This window comes from Candidatus Latescibacter sp. IFSED24 (assembly GCF_058273205.1).
This window is the reverse complement of the sequence record NZ_CM177850.1, coordinates 1,180,356-1,199,044: the sequence shown is the minus strand read 5'-3', so window position 1 is coordinate 1,199,044 and position 18,689 is coordinate 1,180,356. Positions and strand designations below refer to the sequence as shown.

The 18,689-nt window shown below is 65.7% G+C and carries 18 protein-coding genes and 3 tRNA genes; 2 read left to right on the top strand and 19 right to left on the bottom strand.

Features of this window, described 5'->3' with window-relative positions; all coding sequences use genetic code 11:
* Positions 1-89: 89 nt before the first annotated feature.
* From IFSED24_RS04810 to IFSED24_RS04775, 8 genes are all read right to left on the bottom strand, one after another.
* Positions 90-1,046, bottom strand: a complete 957-nt coding sequence (locus IFSED24_RS04810) for a glycosyltransferase family 2 protein (protein WP_491334082.1) — start codon at positions 1,044-1,046, stop codon at positions 90-92.
* Positions 1,043-2,188, bottom strand: a complete 1,146-nt coding sequence (locus IFSED24_RS04805; RefSeq protein WP_491334081.1) for a glycosyltransferase — start codon at positions 2,186-2,188, stop codon at positions 1,043-1,045. The genes IFSED24_RS04810 and IFSED24_RS04805 overlap by 4 nt, the downstream gene beginning before the upstream one ends.
* A gap of 38 nt (positions 2,189-2,226) precedes the next feature.
* Positions 2,227-2,314: transfer RNA gene (locus IFSED24_RS04800), tRNA-Leu, on the bottom strand.
* Between the two features lie 32 nt (positions 2,315-2,346).
* Positions 2,347-2,421, bottom strand: a tRNA-Cys gene (locus IFSED24_RS04795).
* Positions 2,422-2,518: 97 nt separating this feature from the next.
* A tRNA-Gly gene (locus IFSED24_RS04790) sits at positions 2,519-2,594 on the bottom strand.
* A gap of 42 nt (positions 2,595-2,636) precedes the next feature.
* The gene (locus IFSED24_RS04785) at positions 2,637-3,788 is read right to left on the bottom strand and encodes a glycosyltransferase family 4 protein (RefSeq protein WP_491334080.1); all 1,152 of its coding nucleotides are present in this window, start codon (positions 3,786-3,788) and stop codon (positions 2,637-2,639) included.
* A 47-nt stretch (positions 3,789-3,835) separates the two neighbouring features.
* Complete coding sequence (locus IFSED24_RS04780) at positions 3,836-4,852, bottom strand: Gfo/Idh/MocA family protein (protein WP_491334079.1); 1,017 nt, start codon at positions 4,850-4,852, stop codon at positions 3,836-3,838.
* 143 nt (positions 4,853-4,995) lie between these two features.
* A complete protein-coding gene (locus IFSED24_RS04775; RefSeq protein WP_491335030.1) occupies positions 4,996-5,682 on the bottom strand; it encodes a sugar transferase in 687 nt (228 codons plus the stop codon).
* 336 nt (positions 5,683-6,018) lie between these two features.
* Between IFSED24_RS04775 and IFSED24_RS04770 the strand changes: the two genes are divergently transcribed.
* The gene (locus tag IFSED24_RS04770) at positions 6,019-7,341 is read left to right on the top strand and encodes an inositol-3-phosphate synthase (RefSeq protein ID WP_491334078.1); all 1,323 of its coding nucleotides are present in this window, start codon (positions 6,019-6,021) and stop codon (positions 7,339-7,341) included.
* 68 nt (positions 7,342-7,409) lie between these two features.
* Positions 7,410-8,045 (top strand): MBL fold metallo-hydrolase, encoded by a 636-nt coding sequence (locus IFSED24_RS04765; RefSeq protein WP_491334077.1) that lies wholly within the window; start codon positions 7,410-7,412, stop codon positions 8,043-8,045.
* Positions 8,046-8,099: 54 nt separating this feature from the next.
* Here IFSED24_RS04765 and IFSED24_RS04760 read toward each other — a convergent pair whose 3' ends face one another.
* The 11 genes from IFSED24_RS04760 to acpP form a co-directional block, all read right to left on the bottom strand.
* Positions 8,100-9,206 (bottom strand): hypothetical protein, encoded by a 1,107-nt coding sequence (locus IFSED24_RS04760; protein WP_491334076.1) that lies wholly within the window; start codon positions 9,204-9,206, stop codon positions 8,100-8,102.
* Positions 9,207-9,272: 66 nt separating this feature from the next.
* Positions 9,273-10,133: a ParA family protein gene (locus IFSED24_RS04755; protein ID WP_491334075.1), complete on the bottom strand. Its 861-nt coding sequence runs from the start codon at positions 10,131-10,133 to the stop codon at positions 9,273-9,275.
* Positions 10,134-10,303: 170 nt separating this feature from the next.
* Positions 10,304-11,068 carry a hypothetical protein gene (locus IFSED24_RS04750; protein ID WP_491334074.1) on the bottom strand — a complete coding sequence of 255 codons (765 nt, stop codon included), beginning with the start codon at positions 11,066-11,068 and terminating at the stop codon, positions 10,304-10,306.
* A 13-nt stretch (positions 11,069-11,081) separates the two neighbouring features.
* The gene (locus IFSED24_RS04745) at positions 11,082-12,125 is read right to left on the bottom strand and encodes a DUF4837 family protein (protein WP_491334073.1); all 1,044 of its coding nucleotides are present in this window, start codon (positions 12,123-12,125) and stop codon (positions 11,082-11,084) included.
* Between the two features lie 46 nt (positions 12,126-12,171).
* Positions 12,172-12,894 carry an anti-sigma factor family protein gene (locus tag IFSED24_RS04740; protein WP_491334072.1) on the bottom strand — a complete coding sequence of 241 codons (723 nt, stop codon included), beginning with the start codon at positions 12,892-12,894 and terminating at the stop codon, positions 12,172-12,174.
* 22 nt (positions 12,895-12,916) lie between these two features.
* Positions 12,917-13,603 (bottom strand): sigma-70 family RNA polymerase sigma factor, encoded by a 687-nt coding sequence (locus IFSED24_RS04735; protein ID WP_491334071.1) that lies wholly within the window; start codon positions 13,601-13,603, stop codon positions 12,917-12,919.
* 96 nt (positions 13,604-13,699) lie between these two features.
* Positions 13,700-14,431 (bottom strand): hypothetical protein, encoded by a 732-nt coding sequence (locus IFSED24_RS04730; RefSeq protein ID WP_491334070.1) that lies wholly within the window; start codon positions 14,429-14,431, stop codon positions 13,700-13,702.
* A complete protein-coding gene (locus IFSED24_RS04725; RefSeq protein WP_491334069.1) occupies positions 14,421-16,217 on the bottom strand; it encodes a tetratricopeptide repeat protein in 1,797 nt (598 codons plus the stop codon). The genes IFSED24_RS04730 and IFSED24_RS04725 overlap by 11 nt, the downstream gene beginning before the upstream one ends.
* Before the next feature lie 39 nt (positions 16,218-16,256).
* Positions 16,257-17,042: a ribonuclease III gene (gene rnc / locus IFSED24_RS04720; protein ID WP_491334068.1), complete on the bottom strand. Its 786-nt coding sequence runs from the start codon at positions 17,040-17,042 to the stop codon at positions 16,257-16,259.
* Positions 17,043-17,074: 32 nt separating this feature from the next.
* The gene (gene fabF, locus IFSED24_RS04715; RefSeq protein ID WP_491334067.1) at positions 17,075-18,313 is read right to left on the bottom strand and encodes a beta-ketoacyl-ACP synthase II; all 1,239 of its coding nucleotides are present in this window, start codon (positions 18,311-18,313) and stop codon (positions 17,075-17,077) included.
* A 114-nt stretch (positions 18,314-18,427) separates the two neighbouring features.
* Positions 18,428-18,676 carry an acyl carrier protein gene (gene acpP / locus IFSED24_RS04710; protein ID WP_491335029.1) on the bottom strand — a complete coding sequence of 83 codons (249 nt, stop codon included), beginning with the start codon at positions 18,674-18,676 and terminating at the stop codon, positions 18,428-18,430.
* Positions 18,677-18,689 lie beyond the last annotated feature (13 nt).

Here is an 18,689-nt window from a genome sequence, read left to right as displayed (position 1 = left end):
TACTGCTAATTTGTATCTTGTGAATAACGAAACGAAGGAAGGCCATTGTCGGTCACATCCGTGACCGCCATTTTGGCAGCCTTGCGTGCCTATCTGGCGCTATCCGCCGCTGCCTCTGCCAGGCCCTGGCTGTAGGCTGTCAGGACCGCGACATCCATGAGGCGGAAGTAGAGGGGGGCGCAATGGGGCTGCGTACCCCGGCGTGGCCAGCGGTGCAGGACCCGGTGAAGAAGATTCCCGACCTGGCCAGCCAAGATCCTGCGCAGCAGCGCATGCCTCCAGGGCGGACGGGTCCCCGGAGGGTCGAGCAGGATGTCCAGGCGCATCTCCGCCAGGCGCTCCGGGTGGCGCGCGGCCACCTGCCGGAGCGAGGAACGGCCGCAGATGCGCTTCTTCTCGAGATACTCCTCCAGGGTGTGGTGATGGATGTGCGCGGGCACGGGCTCGGCCAGGACCCGGAACCGGACTCCGGCCTCCTCCAGTCGGAAGCCGAGGTCCATGTCCTCGAAGCCGTACGCCGAGAAATCCTCATCGAAGCCATCGATACGTTCCAGGGCTTCCCGCGGGACCGCGGCGTTCTGTGTCACGAAGTATTTCCCGGGCGCCGGGCCAGCCGTCAGCTTGGCCACTCCCCGTGTGTCGATGTAGTGAAAATGCGGCGCATCGACGATCTCGGGTTCGGTGACGGCCATACCGATGGTGCCGGCCAGCGGCCCGACAGCGAGGGCTGACAGGTGGGCGGCCAGCAGGCCGGGCGGGGCGAGGATGTCGTCGTCGAGAAAGAGCACCCATTGCCCGCGGGCCTGGCGCCAGCCGAGGTTCCTCGCCGCGGCGCGCCCGACGTTCTGCGGCGGCGAGACCACGACCAGCCGGGGCCGCGAGAGTGCGAGCGCGGCCAGGTACTCCCCGGTATCGTCGGTGGAGCCATCGTCCACCACAACGATCTCCCAGTCCTCGATACCGGGCTCCTGCCGGCACAGGGCGGCGAGGGTGCGCTCGAGCAGGGCCCGCTTGTTGCGGGTGGGGATGACCACCGAGAGCATCATGGTGTCCCGCCGGCCCGGAGCCCTGACAACGAGACGTTCTCCGGCCAGGGTCCCTCCCCCGTGACCAGGCGGCGGAACAGGCTGTCGACGTGGCTCATGTTGGCGTCGAAGCCGGCCTCGCGGTGCGCCACGGCCAGCGCGGCCTCCCCGTGTTCGCGACGCTGGGCATCGTCCCGGGCATAGGCGATGAGAGCCGCAGCCAGCGCGTCCGCGTCGCGCGGCGGGACCACCCGACCGCTCTGGCCGTCGGCCACCCACTCCAGGGCCGAGGGCAGCGACGAGACCACGATGGCGCGACCGCAACTCATGGCCTCCAGCAGGCTGACCGCCGTGGCATCCACCGACGGGACCGAGATGAAGACATCGCCGGCGTTGAGCGCGGTGGCGAACTGGTCGTGGGGAATCCGGCCCAGGATCCTGGTCACCGGCTCCAGTCCCGCCTCCCGGATCCGCGCCGCGAAGGGTGCGGGGTCGCCCTCGTAGCCCGAGAACAGGAAGCGGGCCCGGGGCTCGGCGGCCTGGACCTGCCGAGCCGCGGCGATGACCACGTCGATGTTGTAGTACGGCTGGGTGTAGCTGCGGGGCGAGAAGAAGACCACGTGCTCCTCGCTGAAACCGAGCGACCGCCGGAACGCGGTGGCGTCTGCGGGCCGGAAGACCGAGAAATCGACCCCCCACAGCACCCGGTAGGCACGCCGGGGATCGGCCCCCAGGCGCCGGCAAGCCACGTCGAGGATGTCGAGGCTATCTCCCGTCAGGGCGTCGCAGGACGTCAGGGCCCGCCGCGCGAGCCAGTTCTTCAGGGGATTCTCGAAGGGGGTGACGTAGACGTCGTCGCCCCACACGGTCAACACGTTGGGGTGGATTCCCGAGAAATGACCCCAGTAGCCGTAGCCGGTCAGGAAATGGGTGTTGAGCAGGTCGGGCTGCAAGGCTCGGAGCAGCCGCCGCACCTTGCCCAGGGAGAGCCAGTAGCGCAGCGGCTTGGCGGGCCCCAGGCTGGTGATGTCGTGCACGGTCACGCCCTCGACAGGGCCGGGCTGCACCGTCAGCAGGTGGCAATCATGACCCCGCGACGCGAACCACTGGATCCAGCGCTCGGTGTGGATGTGGCGACCGATGGAGAGGAAGGCCAGGCGCATGGTGATCCCGCAACGGCTGAGCGGTGCGACGCCGTCGCTGGTGCCGGGAGCCGGATTCGAACCGGCATGCCACAACGTGGCGAGGGATTTTAAGTCCCCTGCGTCTACCAGTTTCGCCATCCCGGCACCCGGGAGCAGACGTCACGAGGCAATAAAAATGGAGGCGGCACCCGGACTCGAACCGGGGATAACGGTTTTGCAGACCGTCGCCTTAGCCTCTTGGCTATGCCGCCTCACGTATTCGCAAGTATCCACCTTGCCCCCGGGGATGTCAAGATCCCGCAACCCGAACGGTCGAAAGGATATGGCCGTCGGCAGGAGACAAAAAAATGGAGCGGGCAACGAGACTCGAACTCGCGACATCTACCTTGGCAAGGTAGTGCTCTACCAGCTGAGCTATGCCCGCTCCAGATTGGATTGCAATAGATAAATCGTTGCCCTGCGGTTGTCAACCGGTTGTTTGGTTTTTCTCTGACCCCGCCAGAAGCTCGCGGTAGAGGGCGGCGGTCCGGGTCGCGACCCGGTCCCAGGAGTAGTGCTCGATGGCATGGAGCTGCCCCTCGCGCCCGAGCCTGTCCCGGCGCGCGGGATCACGCAACAGGGCCTCCAGCTTGGCGCCCAGCACCTTGGCGTCGCCAGAGGGAAAGACTTCGGCATGCCCCTCGGCCGCCTCCAGGTTGGGCGGTATGTCGCTGACCAGGCAGCAACGACCGTAACCCAACCCCTCCAGCAACGTGATGGAAAGGCCCTCCAAGGTCGACGGCAGCACCATCACCGAAGCATGCGAGAAGAGGGCCTCGAGGATCGTGCCGTGGACGTAGCCCAGGAAACGGACCTCGGCGTGGGCGCGCTTGCGCAGCGACGCGGCATAGCTGTCGGTGAAGCCGGCATCCCCGGCGACGAGCAGCGGGAATTCGTTTCGCAGGTGCCTCGGCAGCTGCGCATGGGCTTCCATCAGCAGATGGCAGCCCTTCTCGGGGACCAGGCGAGCGGCGAAGAGCACGAATTGCCGCGGCAGGCCCTCGGCCTCCAGGACCGCTGCCTCGCGATAGACCGGCGGGGTGATCCCGTTGGGGATGTAGTCGGTGGCGGCGCGGTGCTGGGTGCGGTAGTGATCGCGCAACGCCCGCGAGACCACGATGGTCCGGTCGGGCAGGCGAGCGCTGGCCACCTCGCCCAGCCGCAGGACGCTCCTGGCCACCAGCCCCCACTTGTCGCGGGCCCAGTCCAGCCCGTGGACCGTGACCACCGTCCGTTGGCGGCCCGTCAGGCGCGGCAGCCAGGCCAGCAGCCCTGGTCCCAGAGCATGGTAGTGGACGATGTCCACGGGCCGGCGGATGACATCCAGCGAGGAGATCAGGGTGTGAGAGATGGCGTCGAGGTGCTTGGTGGGAATGCTGCGCCGACGGCGGACGGACACTCCCGGAATATCCGTCTCGCCATCCTCCTGGCTGTAGTGCGGCCGGCTATAGATATCGACGGCAAAGCCCATGGGGGCCAGACGCCGGGCCAGTTCGGCCACGTGGCGCTCGATCCCACCGTGGATCGGCGGATATCCCTTCTGGCCAATCATGGCCACACGGATGGTCGCGGGCGCCACGTTCCCCCCGCTCGACGGTCCAGGCCCGTCGGGGCTGCAGTCCGGTCTCAGATGACCTCGACGGGCTGGCCGTCGTCCTTGATGGACTGGCAGGCCTTCTCGAGGACCTCCACAACTTCCAGCCCCTGCACGCCCGAAGTGATCGTCACCGCCTCGCCCTTGATCATGTCGACGAAGTGCTGGGCCTCGATCTTCAACGGTTCGACCTGGTCGACGCGCGGCACGAAGATGTCACCCGAGCGCAGCGTCAGCTGGAACTCGCCGAAGTTATCATAGTGCTGCTGGATCTCAACACCCTTGTCGTAGACCTTGATCTTCTCGGTGGGCGAGACGTCGTCGTAGACGAGCATCTTGCGGCTGCCCACGAAGGTCATCTCGCGGATCTTGTTGGGGTCCAGCCAGCTGACGTGGATGTGGGCGATCTGCTGACCCGGGTACTCGAGGGTCAGGAACGCCACGTCCTCGATGCCCTTGTCCTTCTGGACGTAGCAGCGGCCCGTGGCCGAGACGACCTTGGGCACCGCGCCGAAGAGGTGGTTGAGCATGGCGATGTCGTGGGGCGCCAGATCCCAGACGACGTTGACGTCCTTCTGGAAGATACCCAGGTTCACGCGGGTGATGGAGACGTAGTAGATCTCCCCCAGGTCCCCGGTGGCCATGAGGTCGCGGATCTTCTGCACCGCGGGCGCGAACAGGAAAGTGTGCCCCACCATCACGACCAGGTTCCGGCTGGCGGCCGCCTCGTTGAGCTCGCGGCACTCGTCCGCCGAGGCCGCCATGGGCTTCTCGAGGAACAGATGCTTGCCCGACGTCAGCACATCCATCCCGATGGGATAGTGCGTGCTGACGGGCGTGGCCACCACCACGGCGTCCAGGCTGCTGTCCTTCACGAGGTCCCGATGGTCACGATGGCGGCTCGCGGCGGGGTACATCGCCCCGATCCGATCCAGACGGCTCTGGTCCACGTCAGCGATGGCGGCCAGTTCGACCTCGGGGTTGTTGTGGAAATTCCGGATGAGGTTGGGGCCCCAGTAGCCGCATCCGATCACACCCATCCTGATCATGGCCGTTCCTTTCGCTGTCCGGGCCGCCTCTGCCGGCGTGACCGGGGAGTCCAGTCATGTTGTCTATTGGAACAGATCGGTTCACCTGCGCATGCACTTGAGGCACAAGTCGATCTGGATGGCGGTCCGGGCCGGGCGCTCGCCTACAGCCCGCCCGTTCCCCGAACCACCACCGGCAGGGTTCGCAGGATGATGCGAAGGTCGAGCCAGAGCGACCAGTGATTGATGTAGTGGAGGTCGAGATGCACCATCTCGTCGAAGCTCACCTGGCTGCGCCCCATCACCTGCCAGAGGCCGGTCAGACCCGGCGTGACCTTCAGGCGTTCGAGATGCCAGGGCTGATAGTTCTCGATCTCGTATGCGATGGGCGGGCGGGGTCCGACGATGGTCATCTCGCCCTTGAGAATGTTGAAGAGCTGGGGCAGTTCGTCCAGCGAGGTCCGGCGCAGCCAGCGGCCGATACCCGTGATGCGCGGGTCCTCCTCCAGCTTGAAGCCGGGCTTGCCGCCGTTCTTGGCCCGGCAGCCATCCTCGTCGCCGTTGATGAACATGGCCGCGAACTGGCGGTGGATGGCGTCGTCGGAGTCGTGCCGCATGGAGCGGAACTTGTAGAAGCGGAAGGGGCGTCCGTTGCGACCCAGCCGTTCCTGCACGAACAGGACCGGCCCGGGGCTGGAACGCTTCACCAGCAGTGCGATGGTGGCCAACGCGGGCAGCAGGATCAGGATCCCCAGCACCGAACCGACCAGGTCGATGACACGCTTGGTCACTCCTTCGAGCCCGCGAAACCGACGAGTGTCGACGGGTACGAAGAATTCGTTCTGTGTCAGGGACAGGGTGCTGGGCGCGACTTGCAGGGCAGCAGCACTTTGCTTCATGTCGTCATGACCCCCGAGGCGAACTCGTGGTGCGCAGAACACATTGATGTCACACGTCGTTAGCCAGGGGTCATCCAATTCCCTTCATGTCTGCCAAACCCGATTGCGCTACTCTCTAACCAACGAGGGAGGCACATTTTAGCATATGATGACCCTATTTGTCCACCCCTTGGCTTCATTCTTTGCACAATTCATATAGAGCACGAATTGTTTTGCCTTGGCGGCAGGCGAGATCTATCCTGGGATCGCTGATACACCCCAAGGACGTCCGTTCTTCCGAGAGGAGCTATGACAATGGCCGAGAAACTGGAGATCAAACCCGCGAGCGGGAAGCTCGGCATCCTCACACCGGGCATGGGCGCCGTGTCGTCCACCTTCATGGCCGGTATCGAGGCGATCCGGAAGGGCCTGAGCTTGCCCATCGGCAGCGTCACCCAGATGGGGCACATCCGGCTCGGTAAGCGGACCGATGATCGGCAGCCGCTGGTCAAGAACTTCGTCCCGCTCACCGAGCTGGATGACATCGTCTTCGGCGGCTGGGATATCTTTCCCGACAATGTCTACGAAGCGGCCACCAACGCTGGCGTCCTGCCCCAGACCCTGCTCGATCAGCTGAAGCCCGAGCTCTCGGCCATCAAGCCCATGCCCGCGGTGTTCGACCAGTACTACGTCAAGAAGCTCGAGGGCAAGCACGTCAAGGAAGCGGGCTCCAAGATGGAGCTGGCCGAGGCGCTCATCAAGGACATGGCGGACTTCAAGCAGCAGCACGGCTGCGACCGTCTGGTGATGGTCTGGTGCGGCTCCACCGAGATCTTCCTGCGTCGCAGCGAGGTCCACGAGACACTCGCCGCCTTCGAGAAGGGTCTGCGCGAGGACCATCGTGACATCGCCCCCAGCATGATCTACGCCTACGCCGCCATCAAGTCGGGGGTCCCCTACGCCAACGGCGCCCCCAACCTGAGCGCCGATTTCCCCGCGCTCGAGGAACTCTCCAAGCAGACCGGCGCCCCCATCTGCGGCAAGGACTTCAAGACCGGCCAGACGCTCATGAAGACCATCCTCGCCCCCGGGTTCAAGGCGCGGATGCTCGGCCTCAACGGCTGGTTCTCGACCAACATCCTGGGCAACCGCGATGGCGAGGTCCTGGACGACCCCGAGTCGTTCAAGACCAAGGAGGAGTCCAAGCTCGGTGTGCTGGGCAACATCCTGCAGCCTGAGCTCTACCCCGACCTCTACGGCGACATCTACCACAAGGTCCGCATCAACTACTACCCTCCGCGCGGCGACAACAAGGAAGGCTGGGACAACATCGACATCTTCGGCTGGTGCGGAATGCCGATGCAGATCAAGGTGGATTTCCTCTGCCGCGACTCGATCCTGGCCGCGCCCCTGGTCCTGGACCTGGCCCTCTTCCTCGATCTGGCCAAGCGCGCCGGCCTCGGCGGCATCCAGGAGTGGCTCTCCTTCTTCTTCAAGAGCCCGGTGGTTCCCGATGGCTTGAAGGCCGAGCACGACCTCTTCATCCAGCAGAAGAAACTCAAGAACACCCTGCGCTGGATGATGGGCGAGGAACTGATCACGCACCTGGGTCGCGAGTACTACGACGAGTAGCCGCGATTCGACCCGGCCGGGAGCCTGCGGGCTCCCGGCCTTTTTTCGAAGCTGGCAAGGAGTAGGCCATGACGACCTGGACCCTGGAGTGCCTCACCGTCGGTCCCCTCCAGATGAACACCTGGCTGCTGCTCGACCGCGAGGCCGGCGAGGCGGCCCTGATCGATCCCGGCGACGAGGCGCCGCGCCTGTTGTCGGCTCTCGACGCTGCGGGTTGTCGCCTGCGCTGGTTGCTGGCCACCCACGGTCACTTCGACCATGTGGGCGCCACGGCCGCCATCCAGGTATCGCACGACGTGCCCCTGCTGCTGCATCCCGGCGACGAGTTCCTGCTCGAGGCCATGCCCCGCCAGCAGGCGGCCTACGGCTTCCCCCCGACTCCGGTGCCGAGCTACGAGACAAGCCTGTACGACGGGCAGGAGCTGGCACTGGGGGCCGGCGTGTTGCGGGTCACCGAGGTCCCCGGCCATTCGCCGGGCCAGGTGATGTTCAGCTGGCCGGGCCACGCCATCGTCGGCGATTGCATCTTCGCCGGCGGGGTCGGGCGCACCGACCTGCCGGGTGGGAATTTCTCACAGCTGGAGCACAGCATCCGGCAGCGTATCTACCTGCTCGACGATGCCACCCTCTTGCATCCTGGCCATGGGCCTGACACGACTGTGGAGCGCGAGAAAGCCACGAATCCGTTCGTCCCAGCAGACTGAGAGTTATTCCGCGAAGAATGTTCCCACCCCCCAAGTGAATTCGCGGCAACCACTTCACACCGCGTACGTCAAGTCATGCCGCCTGTTGATCTTCAGCGCCCGCGTCACCACCTCCTGCCAGTAGTACCGCCGCCACCGCACCGGCAACCCCACCTGATCCACGAATAATCGCCTGCCCAACACCTCCCCCACCGTCAACCGTCGACGACACACACCCAGCAGCTGCGCTGGCGTTTGCCCACAACCCCGCACACGCTTCGTCTTCACGTAGTTCTTCACCACCAGGAAGATCGACAGCTTGTAAGCCGCACTGTTCCGACGCTTCGTGTAAGCGATCGTCTCCCGCTTGTGCTCCGCCTCACCATGGCGGATCAGCAGATCCAGCAGGTTGATCTCGAACAGCTTGTTGATCCGGTTGCGGACCTCCTTCGAACTGGTCACGATATGGCGGATCCGGCAGCTAAGAGCCCGCAACGCCCTGGGATATGCCTTGTGCTCGTCGCTGTGGATGGTCATCGCACTCGCGCCCTCGGTCAGGTATTCCAGCAGCTCCTGCATGTCCTTACGCACGGCCTGCGGGTCTGGCCTGCCGCGGACCTGCTCGTAGACGGCGCGCCGCTCCTTCTGCTTCGGGGTCATCGTGCCCGACCGGCGTACCTCGCTGTCGGTGAAGTAGGGGAAGAAGGCGGTCTCCCTGTCCACGGCGACGTGGAAATGGAACGGGTGGAACTGGCTGTGCTCGAAGGAAACGAAGCCGTCGATGGCCAGGTCCTTGAAGACAGGCCTGTTCTGCATCATCCGGGTGTGGAAGAGCAGGGCATGCCGACCGAGACGGTAGATCTGGCGGTCGATGGTCGAGGGCGCAACGCCGAGGTCGAAGGCGATCTGGCTGTTGCAGGCGCCGCCGGTGACCTTGGTGGGCAGTTGGTCGAGGATGTCGGGCCGCTTGAGCCAGTAGGTGGTGCTGAAGGTCTGTGAACTGAAGGTGACGCCGCAGGCTTTGCAGCGGAACCTGCGGATACGGTTTGGGGGCACCTTTCGCCGGTAGTAGCCGGAGCGTTTCCAGCGCCATCCTTTGTTCAAGGGGTTGTGGAAGTGGCACTTGCGCGAGGGGCAGTGGGGTGGGACCCACGCGGGATTGTACAGATCGTGATTTTCCATGCAGAGGAAACTGCAAGATAGGGGCCGGCAACATTCTAAGCGGAATAACTAGGTTGTCGCGAACCGCTATTCTTCGCCCTGAATCTCCTCGGCCATGGCTGCGGCCAACTCGGCCGCCGCGGCTTCGCGCTCCTCGAGGCGCTTCTTCTCGAGCTTCTGGTGCCGGCGCAAGAATTCCTTCTTGATCCAGTCGCGGTAGAGGGAGGCGCCGAGGCAGCCCGAATCGTAGGCGTAGATGCTCTGGAAATTGGCCGGCGCTTCCTCGATCTTGATATTGTTGGTGATGTTGGTCTTGAAGATGTCATTCTTGTCGAAGACCTGCCCCAACTCGCGTCGGACGTTCTTCAACAACGGTGTGCGGCCATCCTTCAGGGTCAGCAGGACCCCGATGATCTGCAGCCAGGTGTTCTGCCGTTCCCTGATCCGGTCGATGAGCGCGGTGAGCTGGCGCAGGGCCGGGACCGCCAGGCCCGTGCAGGGCGTGGGAATCAGGACGTAGTTGGCCGCCACCAGGGCGTTCTGGGTGAGGACGCCGAGGTTGGGCGGTGTGTCGATGATGATCCAACCGTAGTGGGGCGCTAGCGCCGAGACCACCTTCTCCAGCCGGTCGGTGATCTGGGTCTTGGCCATGCTCTCCAGCGAGGGATTGGACGGTAGGAGGTGGATCTCCTCGTCGTAGACCGTGGTGGTGATGCCATCGTGGGGCGTGATGGCCCGCCGCAGGACGTCGAAGACGCTGCGCGCCGGCGGCTCCCCGTCCAGCTTGCCCAGCAGGGTGCTGGTGGCGCAGCCGTGCGGATCCATGTCGATCACCAGGCACGAGGACGTCACGTCACTATAGCGAATCAGGCCCGCAGCCAGGTTGATGGCAGTCGTCGTCTTGCCGCTGCCGCCCTTGTGGTTCACCACGGCGATCACGTTACTCATCGGCTAGGCCCTCTTCTCGTCTGGGGAAAGTGGATCCGGAAATTCAATGCTGGTTCGGGCAGAACCATGGAAATATACGTCACTTGGCCTCTAGCGCCAAGCAAGAATCAAGGGACAGCACATGGCGTCGCAATATCTGGCGTGTGTTCAATAAATGTGAGCCAAATAACTCAGAATCCACCGTGGATCATGATCAGGAATTCCCAGAATTGGGTGGCGCCGTAGTCCTCCACGGCCACGTCGGGGTAGAGGTTGTCCGAATCGACCGGCGGACGATAGTCGGCGAAATCGAGGGCCTGGATGGTGCCCCGGATCTCCCCGCGGAGACCCCAGCCCTGCGTCAGGTTCCGGTGGTAGCCAGCACCGATACGCCAGGCGAACCGGGTCTGGTCATAGTCGCTCGTCCCCTCGCCGCCGACCACCGTGGCGCCCACCCCCCCCAGGAGGTAGGGGAAGCTGGGCAGGGGCACCAGCCGGTACTCCAGGCTCATGATGGTCATGATCGCCGTGAGCTGGTCCCAGCGCTGGATGGATGCCGTCTGGCCGGACCGGGCGATGGCCGTCATGTCCATTTGCGTGGTGGAGATGTCCAGCCGGAGCCAGAGCCGGGTGTCGAGTCGGCGGGCCAGCCCCACGGCCAGGCCGATGCTCTCGTCGAGGGTCACCTTGAAGTCATCGGATAGGAACGGCGCTCCGCCGGGCGGCAACCAGGGGATGCCGGAATCGCCGGTGGTGCGCACCCGGAAGAGATCGCCGCTGGCGGTCAGGCCGGCGCCGATGGTCAAGGCCCAGTTGCGGGTGAGAGTGGCGGCCGCGACCTGCTCCGGGGCGGGTTCGGGCGGTGGAGTGCGCCGGTGGCGCCCCGTACTCTGAGCCGCCGCCGAGGTGACCATGCCCAGGGCGAGAGCAGCGACGAGGAACAGGCGGAGCAGCATGGGAGCCTCCGGGTCAGGGCTGGGGGCGTTCGAGGGCGAAGGTCTGCAGGATGCTCCGCATCCGGCGGAAGAAGTCGAGCTTGTCCAGGCCCGGCGCATAGCAGAGCGCGTCGAGGCAGAACACGCGCTGGCCGGCGGGGTCGGCCACGAACCAGCACCAGAAGGGGCCGCCGCCGTCAAAACGCCGGCTGGTCCAGGCGCCCTCGAGGCGGACGGCCGGCAGGTCGCCGATCGTATCCTCCTTCCAGACCAGCGAGGTGGGTTCGATGTCCTCGTGGTGGAGCTTCAGTCCCAGTTCCTTGCGGAGCTCCAGCAGCAGGAAATGCTGCTGGAGGAGGAGTTCCGGGTCGCTGCTCTGCGACCAGGCCACCGTGATCCCGCGCGAGGGTCCTGTCTGCATGAATTCGACCCCGGGGTAACCGTCGGGAGCGTCCTGGTTGAGCTGGAACTGGCGCGGCAACTCGAGGAAGAACCGGTGGCGCCGCCACATCAGGCTCATGGTCTCGGTGTCCAGCCCCTCGTAGCGATACCGGCGCATGATCCGCTCGGTCGACTTGCGCTCGAAGCGATCCCGCAGATCTGGCACCTGCGAGCGCACGAAGCTCAACAGGCTGTTGCGATCGGTGCCGGCGAGGATGACCGCGTACTGGTAGTTGGCGAAGGGTTCGTCCATCTGCAGGAGCGTGCCGCGCCCATCCTGGACACGCGCCTCCCCCGCGTCGGTGAGCCGGTCCTTGAGGACCTTCTCGACCGGGCCGCCATCCCCCACGCGCCAGACGAAGAGGATGTTCTTGTAGCCCTTGCACAGGTCCCAGCGGTCGGGCCCGTAGACGTCGAAGTTGAAGAGATTCTCGCGAGCGAGGACGAAGGTGAATTCCTCGTTCATGGCCTCCATGACCGGAGCCATGGCGGAGATCAGGGACTCGTGTGAGACCACGATGGCGATGTCCCCGTACGAACCTGGCGCCATGAACAGAGGTTTCTCGTCGTCGAAGCTGCAAGCGCTCAGCCCCAGCACTGCCAGGAGCGCCAGGGCTAGCGGGATTCGGTACCGCACGGTCGCCCTCCGGAAGAGACGGTCACGGGCGAGCGGTGCGCTCGCCTCAGTGATTATCTAGGGGGTGCTCGGTGAGACTGTCAAGCTTGGCCTTGAGCACCTCGAGGTGGCGCTCGCGGATACTCAGGCGCCGCCGCAACGATTCGTTCTCCTGCTCGAGATGCCGGATGCGCAGGAGATCGCGCTCGTTGGTCCCGCTCCAGTAAGCGGCGCCGAACCCGCTGTTGCTGCTGACCCGCCGCTGCAGACCGGCAGCGAAAGGATCGAGGTTGCGATTGAACTCGGTCTCCAGGGGGCGCCGGCTGGGGTCGAAGAGACCGCTCACGGCATTCGGCTGGGCGTCCTGGACCGGAATCCGCATGGTCTCCAGCGAGGTCGGAGAAGCCCCGGTGGCCACCAGGCCCGGCGTCAATGCCTGCGGCACCAGCAGCGAGATCGCCAGCACCGCCGCCATGCCGAGGACGGCGGAGAAGCCGGCCCGCGTGAACCAGCGGCGCCAACCGGTCTCAGCCTGCTGCCAGGGATAGGACGCGTCCCGGGTCGCTTCCCGGAGGGTCTGGCTCAACCGGAGCTGGAGCTTCCAGTCGAAGTTCTCGGGCAGCTCGGGTTCGGTCGCCTGGAGCATGCGCAGGCCCAGCTGCAGATCGGCCCGATAACCGCGGCAGTCGTCACAGGTCTCGAGATGATCCTGCAAGCATGGGACATGCTCCGGAGCCAGCTGGCCGTCCAGCTCCAGGCTGATCCATTCCTGCGCCTTGTTGCACTTCATACCCTGTCGCCTCCATCTCTTGTCATTCGTCTTCATTGCCCTGCCGAGCCTCGATCTGCTCCAGCTCGGCCAGCAGGGCCTCGTTCTTCAGCATGGGTTTGATGTTCTGGCGGAATCGGTTCCGGGCGCGGTTGATGCGGGAGCGCACGGTCCCCAGCTTGAGGCCGGTCACCTGCTGGATCTCCTCGTAGGAGAGTTGCTCCACCTCGCGCAGCAAGAAGGGGATCCGGTACTTCTCCGGAATCTTGGCGGTGGCCGCCGCGATCAGCTCGCCCAGTTCCTCGCCCTCGATGGACCGGCTGGGGTCCGCGATGGGGTCGGCGGGGTCGACGGGCTGCTCGTCCTCGTCGGGAACCGGATTGAGGCTCAGGAAACGCGGCGCGCGCGACTGTTGCCGCATGCGGTTGCGTACGAGATTCGTGGCGATGGTGAAGACCCAGGTGGAGAAGCGGGCGATTTCCCGGTACTTGTCCGCGTGCATGTACACCCGGATCAAGGTCTCCTGGCAGAGTTCCTCGGCCAGGGTGGGGTCCTTGACCATGCGCAGGATGAAGGAATAGAGCCGACCCTTGTACCGGGCCACGATCTCATCGAAGGCCCGGCGGTGGCCCTTCTGGACCAGGACGATGAGGTCCTCGTCCCGGATCTGCTTCAATCCTTCGGGACCGCTACTGATCCCTGGGGTGTATTCGTCCCGTGAAAGGTTCACGCTGCCTCTCCTTGGGTCAACCACGTCCGGCTCGTCCTGAAACAGACACGAGTCCGCTGTGGTTCCGTAAAAGTATGCCGTGGCGCCAAGATCGATTCAGGGCAGGAATTCCGCCAAGGGCCACAGCGGCAGGAATGCCTCCTCCGGCACGGCCACCGGTCGCTGCTGTGGACGCTGCAGGGCCAGGGTGCCCGGCCAGCGGACCGACGTGATGGCGAGGTGCTCGTCGACCCAACGCAGACGCAGGCTCAACCCTTCGCCGCCCCGGCCATCGCCCCGGGCGGTGAGCCGGCGGCGGAGCGCACCCGCCGCCGGTGTGGCCGTCGACACCGGTCGCCAGCCGGCGGGAAGGTCGTCCCAGTTCTCGACGACCACCACGCATTCCGCGGACTCGCCGTAGGTGTCCGTGCGCCAGCGCTGCCGCATCGGCCTTCCGGTGCCCTCGAGCCGACACGCCTCCGTGCCGGCCCAGATCGCCAGCAAGCGCTGGAAGGCCCCGGCGGCTTGCGGTCCCACCTGCTCCCAAGGAGCGTGCCAGGGCTGGACAAACCCGCCCTGCCCGTCACCCGTGAGGGTCCAGCCACGACCGAGTCGGTGCAAAAGATCTGGCGGTTCCTCATCCGCCGCGCCGACCTCGCAGCGCCAGGCCGCCCCCCCCGTGGTCAGGGCCAGCAGGGAGCCGGCGGACTCGCCAAGCGGAGTGCTCAGGTGCCAGGAGCCCAGCAGGAGATCCGCAGCGGGGACACCGCTGGCCGCCATCAGCATGGCCATGGTGCACGCGGTGGCGGCAAGAAAACGCGCCTGCGGAGGACGACCCTCAGTCGTCATGCGCGAGCCCGCGGATGAGTTCTTGCAGATGTTCGGCGTCACCGCCCGCCGCCAGCGCTCTTTGCCAGACGTTGCGCGCCTCCTCCCGCTGCCCCAGTTTTTCGAGAGCCAGTCCGAGATGCTCGAGGATGACCGGGTCGTCGGGCCGCTGGTTGGCGGCCTGGACCAGGTAGTCGAACGCCTCCTGATACTCACCGCGCTGATAGTAGACCCACCCCAGCGAATCGAGATAGGCGCCGTTCTGCGGTTCCACCCGCAAGGCCTGCCGCACGAGTTTCTCGGCGTGTTGCAGGTTCTCACCGAGATCAGCCAGGAAATAGCCGTAGCTGTTGGCCACCTCGGGATCGTCCGGGAACTCGCTGGCCAGGTTGGCGAGGGTCTTCTTGGCCTCCTGCGTACGGCCGGCCTCCTGAAGGCAGAAGCTGAGCTCGAGCAGCGCCGCCACTCTGGTCTCGTTGACCTCGCCGGCCATGTGGAAGTGGCGGCAGGCACGGTCGAGTTCCCCCAGCGATCGATAGGTATAGCCCAGGATCATGTGGCCTTCGGCGTCCTGAGGGTGCACGCTGACCGCGGCGCGACGCGCATGTTCGCGGATGTTGTCGCGCCACTCCTTCTGAGCTGGCGTGGGCGACTCGGCTTCCAGGTCGGCCCGGTGATGGACGATGGCCAGGCGCAGCAGGCTGATCCTGTAGAGTGCGATCTCGGGCGCCAGCGCGACAGCTTCGTCGAGGTGGCGCTCGGCGCCCGCGACATCATCGTTCAGCTCGGCGGCCCGGCCCCAGAGATAACGGAGTTCGGCGGACTGGGGCCACGTCTCGGCGGCCTCGGGCAAGAGGCCCAGGGCCTCCTCCACCTGGCCCAGACCCAGCAAGTAGCGGGCAAGCTGGGATTCTGCCTCCTCGTCGCGACCCCCCCGGTCGCGCACCTCGGTCAGGACCGAGACGGCCGCGGCGAAATCGCCCCGACGGGCCAGGTGCTCGGCCAACTCCAGGCTGCATTCCGGACGGGTGGAGACCCCCGCTTCGAGCCTGGCCTGATCGCCGGCAAAAGCCTCCTGGCGCGCCTCGTCGAGCTTGCCCTGGTAGGCCAGGTAGCGGATCAGCGCCACGCGCATGGCGCGGCTGGTGGGATCGTCCGCGAGTCCCTCGTGCAGCAGCTTGGCCATGTCGTCGTAGCGCTCCTGTCGCTGGAGCAGGGCCCCGGCGGCCAGGGTGTAATCCTCGGCGTTGTCGGGATCCCGGCGACGGGCATCCTCGTAGATCTTGACCGCCTCGTCGACCCGATCGAGCCGGCCCAGCAGGTCGGCCTGCAACTTGATCAGCCCGGGATCATCCTCCCCGCGGCGGCGCAACTCGTCGACCTGCTGCAACGCCGCGTTGGTGCGACCGGATTGGGCCAGCAGCAGTGCGAAATGCCGCCGCTGAGCGACGCTGTCGGGTTCGGCCGTCACCAGGTCGCCGTAGATCCGCGTGGCGTCCTGCACGTAACCGGCCTCCACCAGCGCCTGGGCGTAGATGATGGAGATGCGCCAGGACTCGGGCGCCAGCCGGTAGGCACGGTTCAGATAGACGAGCGCCGCGTCGGTCTGACCCTGTTGCTGGAGCGAGCGACCGATGGCGTAAGCCGCGGTGGCGCCCAGCGGCAGACCGATGTCCTCGCCCGCATCGTCGGGCAGATACATCACCTGGTCGGCAGGGAGCGGCAAGGTGTCCGGTGTCGATGCCGCCACGGCCGCCAGCAGGGGGATGAGCAGGATGAACGTCGTGGTGCGGATGGAGCGGCCCATGAGGATCCTTCCCGGCTGCCGCGGACAGTGGGGCAGCCGTCAGTCGTCAGGTGGCTTGGCGAGGTTATCCAGAAGGTCGTCTTGTGAGGCCAGCATCGCCAGGGCCCGCCGCGCAGCCTCCTGCTCGGCGGTCTTCTTGTTGGGGCCCTCCCCCTGGCCGAGCAAGTGGCCGTTGAAGGTCACGCTGACCTTGAAGATGCGTGCATGATCGGGACCTTCGGCCGACGCCACGCGATAACGGGGCGGGTTCTTGAACCGACCCTGGATGAGTTCCTGCAGGCGGCTCTTGTGGTTGTCCTGACCGCGGCGCGCCAGGATCTGGTCGCAATTGGAGAGCAGGCAGCGGCTGATCATCCGCTGCGCGGCCACGAGGCCGCCGTCGAGATAGATGGCCCCGATGACGGCCTCGGTGGTGTCGGCCAGGATGCTCGAGCGACGGCGTCCGCCGGTGGCCGCCTCGCTGCGGGACATCCGGATGTGCTCGCCGAGATCGAGGCTGGTCGCCACTTCAGAGAGGCGCGAGCGGCAGACCAGCAGCGACTTCATCTTGGTCAGATCGCCTTCGCTGCAGTCGGCATAGCGCTGATAGAGGTAGTCGTTGACCACCAGGCCCAGCACGGCATCGCCCAGGAACTCCAGCCTCTCGTTGCTGTCCTCGCGCGTATGCTTGACCACGAAGGCATGCGACCGATGGAGTAGCGCGTTCTCCAGGAGAGAGGAGTCGCTGAAGTGATGGCCCAGCTTGGCTTCCAGAAGCCGTCGCTGATCAGGATCGGTGACCGGCACCGGAGCCGCCGTGGTCTGGTCCGGCGGCTCCCCGGTCAAGATCTGCCAAAAATCCTTCAGACCCATGGGACTCAGACGATTGCCTTGAAGCACAGGGTCACGTTGTGGCCGCCGAAACCGAAGGAGTTGGAGAGCGCGTAGTCGACGCGCTGGTGGACGGCCTCACCCGCGCAGTAGTCGAGGTCGCACTCGGGGTCCGGATTGGTCAGGTTGATCGTCGGCGTCAGCACGCCCTCGCGCAACGAGAGGATGGTGGAGGCCGCCTCGACCGCGCCGGCCGCGCCGAGCAGGTGCCCGGTCATGGACTTGGTCGAGGAGATCTTCAACCGCTCGGCGTGCGCCCCGAAGACCTTGCGGATGGCCAGGGTCTCGATCTTGTCGTTCCAGGGGGTCGAGGTCCCGTGCGCATTGATGTAGCCCACCTGCTCGGGCGTGATGCCGGCCACCTCGAGCGCGGCGGTCATGCTGGCCACGGCGCCATGTCCCTCGGCGGCCGGTTGCGTGATGTGGTAGGCGTCGCCGGTGGCGCCGTAACCCACGATCTCCCCCAGGATCTCCGCCCCACGGGCGCGGGCATGCTCCTCCGCCTCGAGCACCAGCACGCCGGCGCCCTCGCCGAGCACGAAACCATCACGCTCGAGGTCGAAGGGGCGGCTGGCGGTGGCGGGATCGTCGTTGCGGGCCGAGAGGGCCTTCATGTTCCCGAACCCCGATAGGGCCATGGGGCAGACGGCCGCCTCGCTACCGCCGGCGAGCATCACGTCGGCGGCCCCCAGACGGATCTGGTCGCAGGCCGCGGTGATGGCGTGGCCGGCCGAGGCGCAGGCCGACGTGGTGCAGTAGTTGGGGCCGCGGTAGCCGTACCGGATGGAGACCAGCCCAGCGGCTATGTCGGCGATCATCATGGGGATGAACATGGGTGAGACACCGCGCGGACCGCGTTTGACGAGGCGCGAGTGCTGATCCTCGAAGGTGAGCATGCCGCCGATCCCCGAGGCGATGATCACGCCGTATCGATAGGGGTTCTCGGGCTCGGTCAACCCGGCCTGGTCCACGGCCTGCTGCGAGGCGGCGATGGCGAGCTGGGCGTAGCGATCGGCCTTGCGGGATTCCTTGGGATCCATGTATTGATCAGGATCGAAGCCCTTGACCTCGGCGGCGAAGGTCGTGCGGTAGCCCTCGGTGTCGAAGGCGGTGATGGGCCCCACGCCATTCTTGCCGGCCTTGAGGGCGTTCCAGGTCGTGTCCCGATCGAGGCCGAGAGCCGTCACCATGCCAATGCCGGTGACGACGACGTTCCGCTGGTTCACGGCCAAACCTCCATGTGCGGTGGAATTAACGACCCCGGCCCCAGCGTATGCGCGCTGAGGGCCGGGGTCGAAGCCGAGTCCCCGGCCCAGAGCCGGTGGCGGCGATCTTGCGAACTACTGGTCCGCGATGCGCTCCTCGAGGTAATCGATGGAGTCCTGGACCGTCCGCAGCTTCTCCTGATCCTCATCCGGAATCGTGATGTTGAACTCGTCTTCGAGATCCATCACCAGTTCCACGGTATCCAGGCTGTCAGCACCCAGATCGTCGAGGAAGGAAGCCTCGGGGGTGATCTGCTCGGGGTTCACGGACAGCTTGCGCTCGATGATCTCGTACACCTTTTCCTGAATCGAAGCCATGACGATGGCCCTCCTTGAG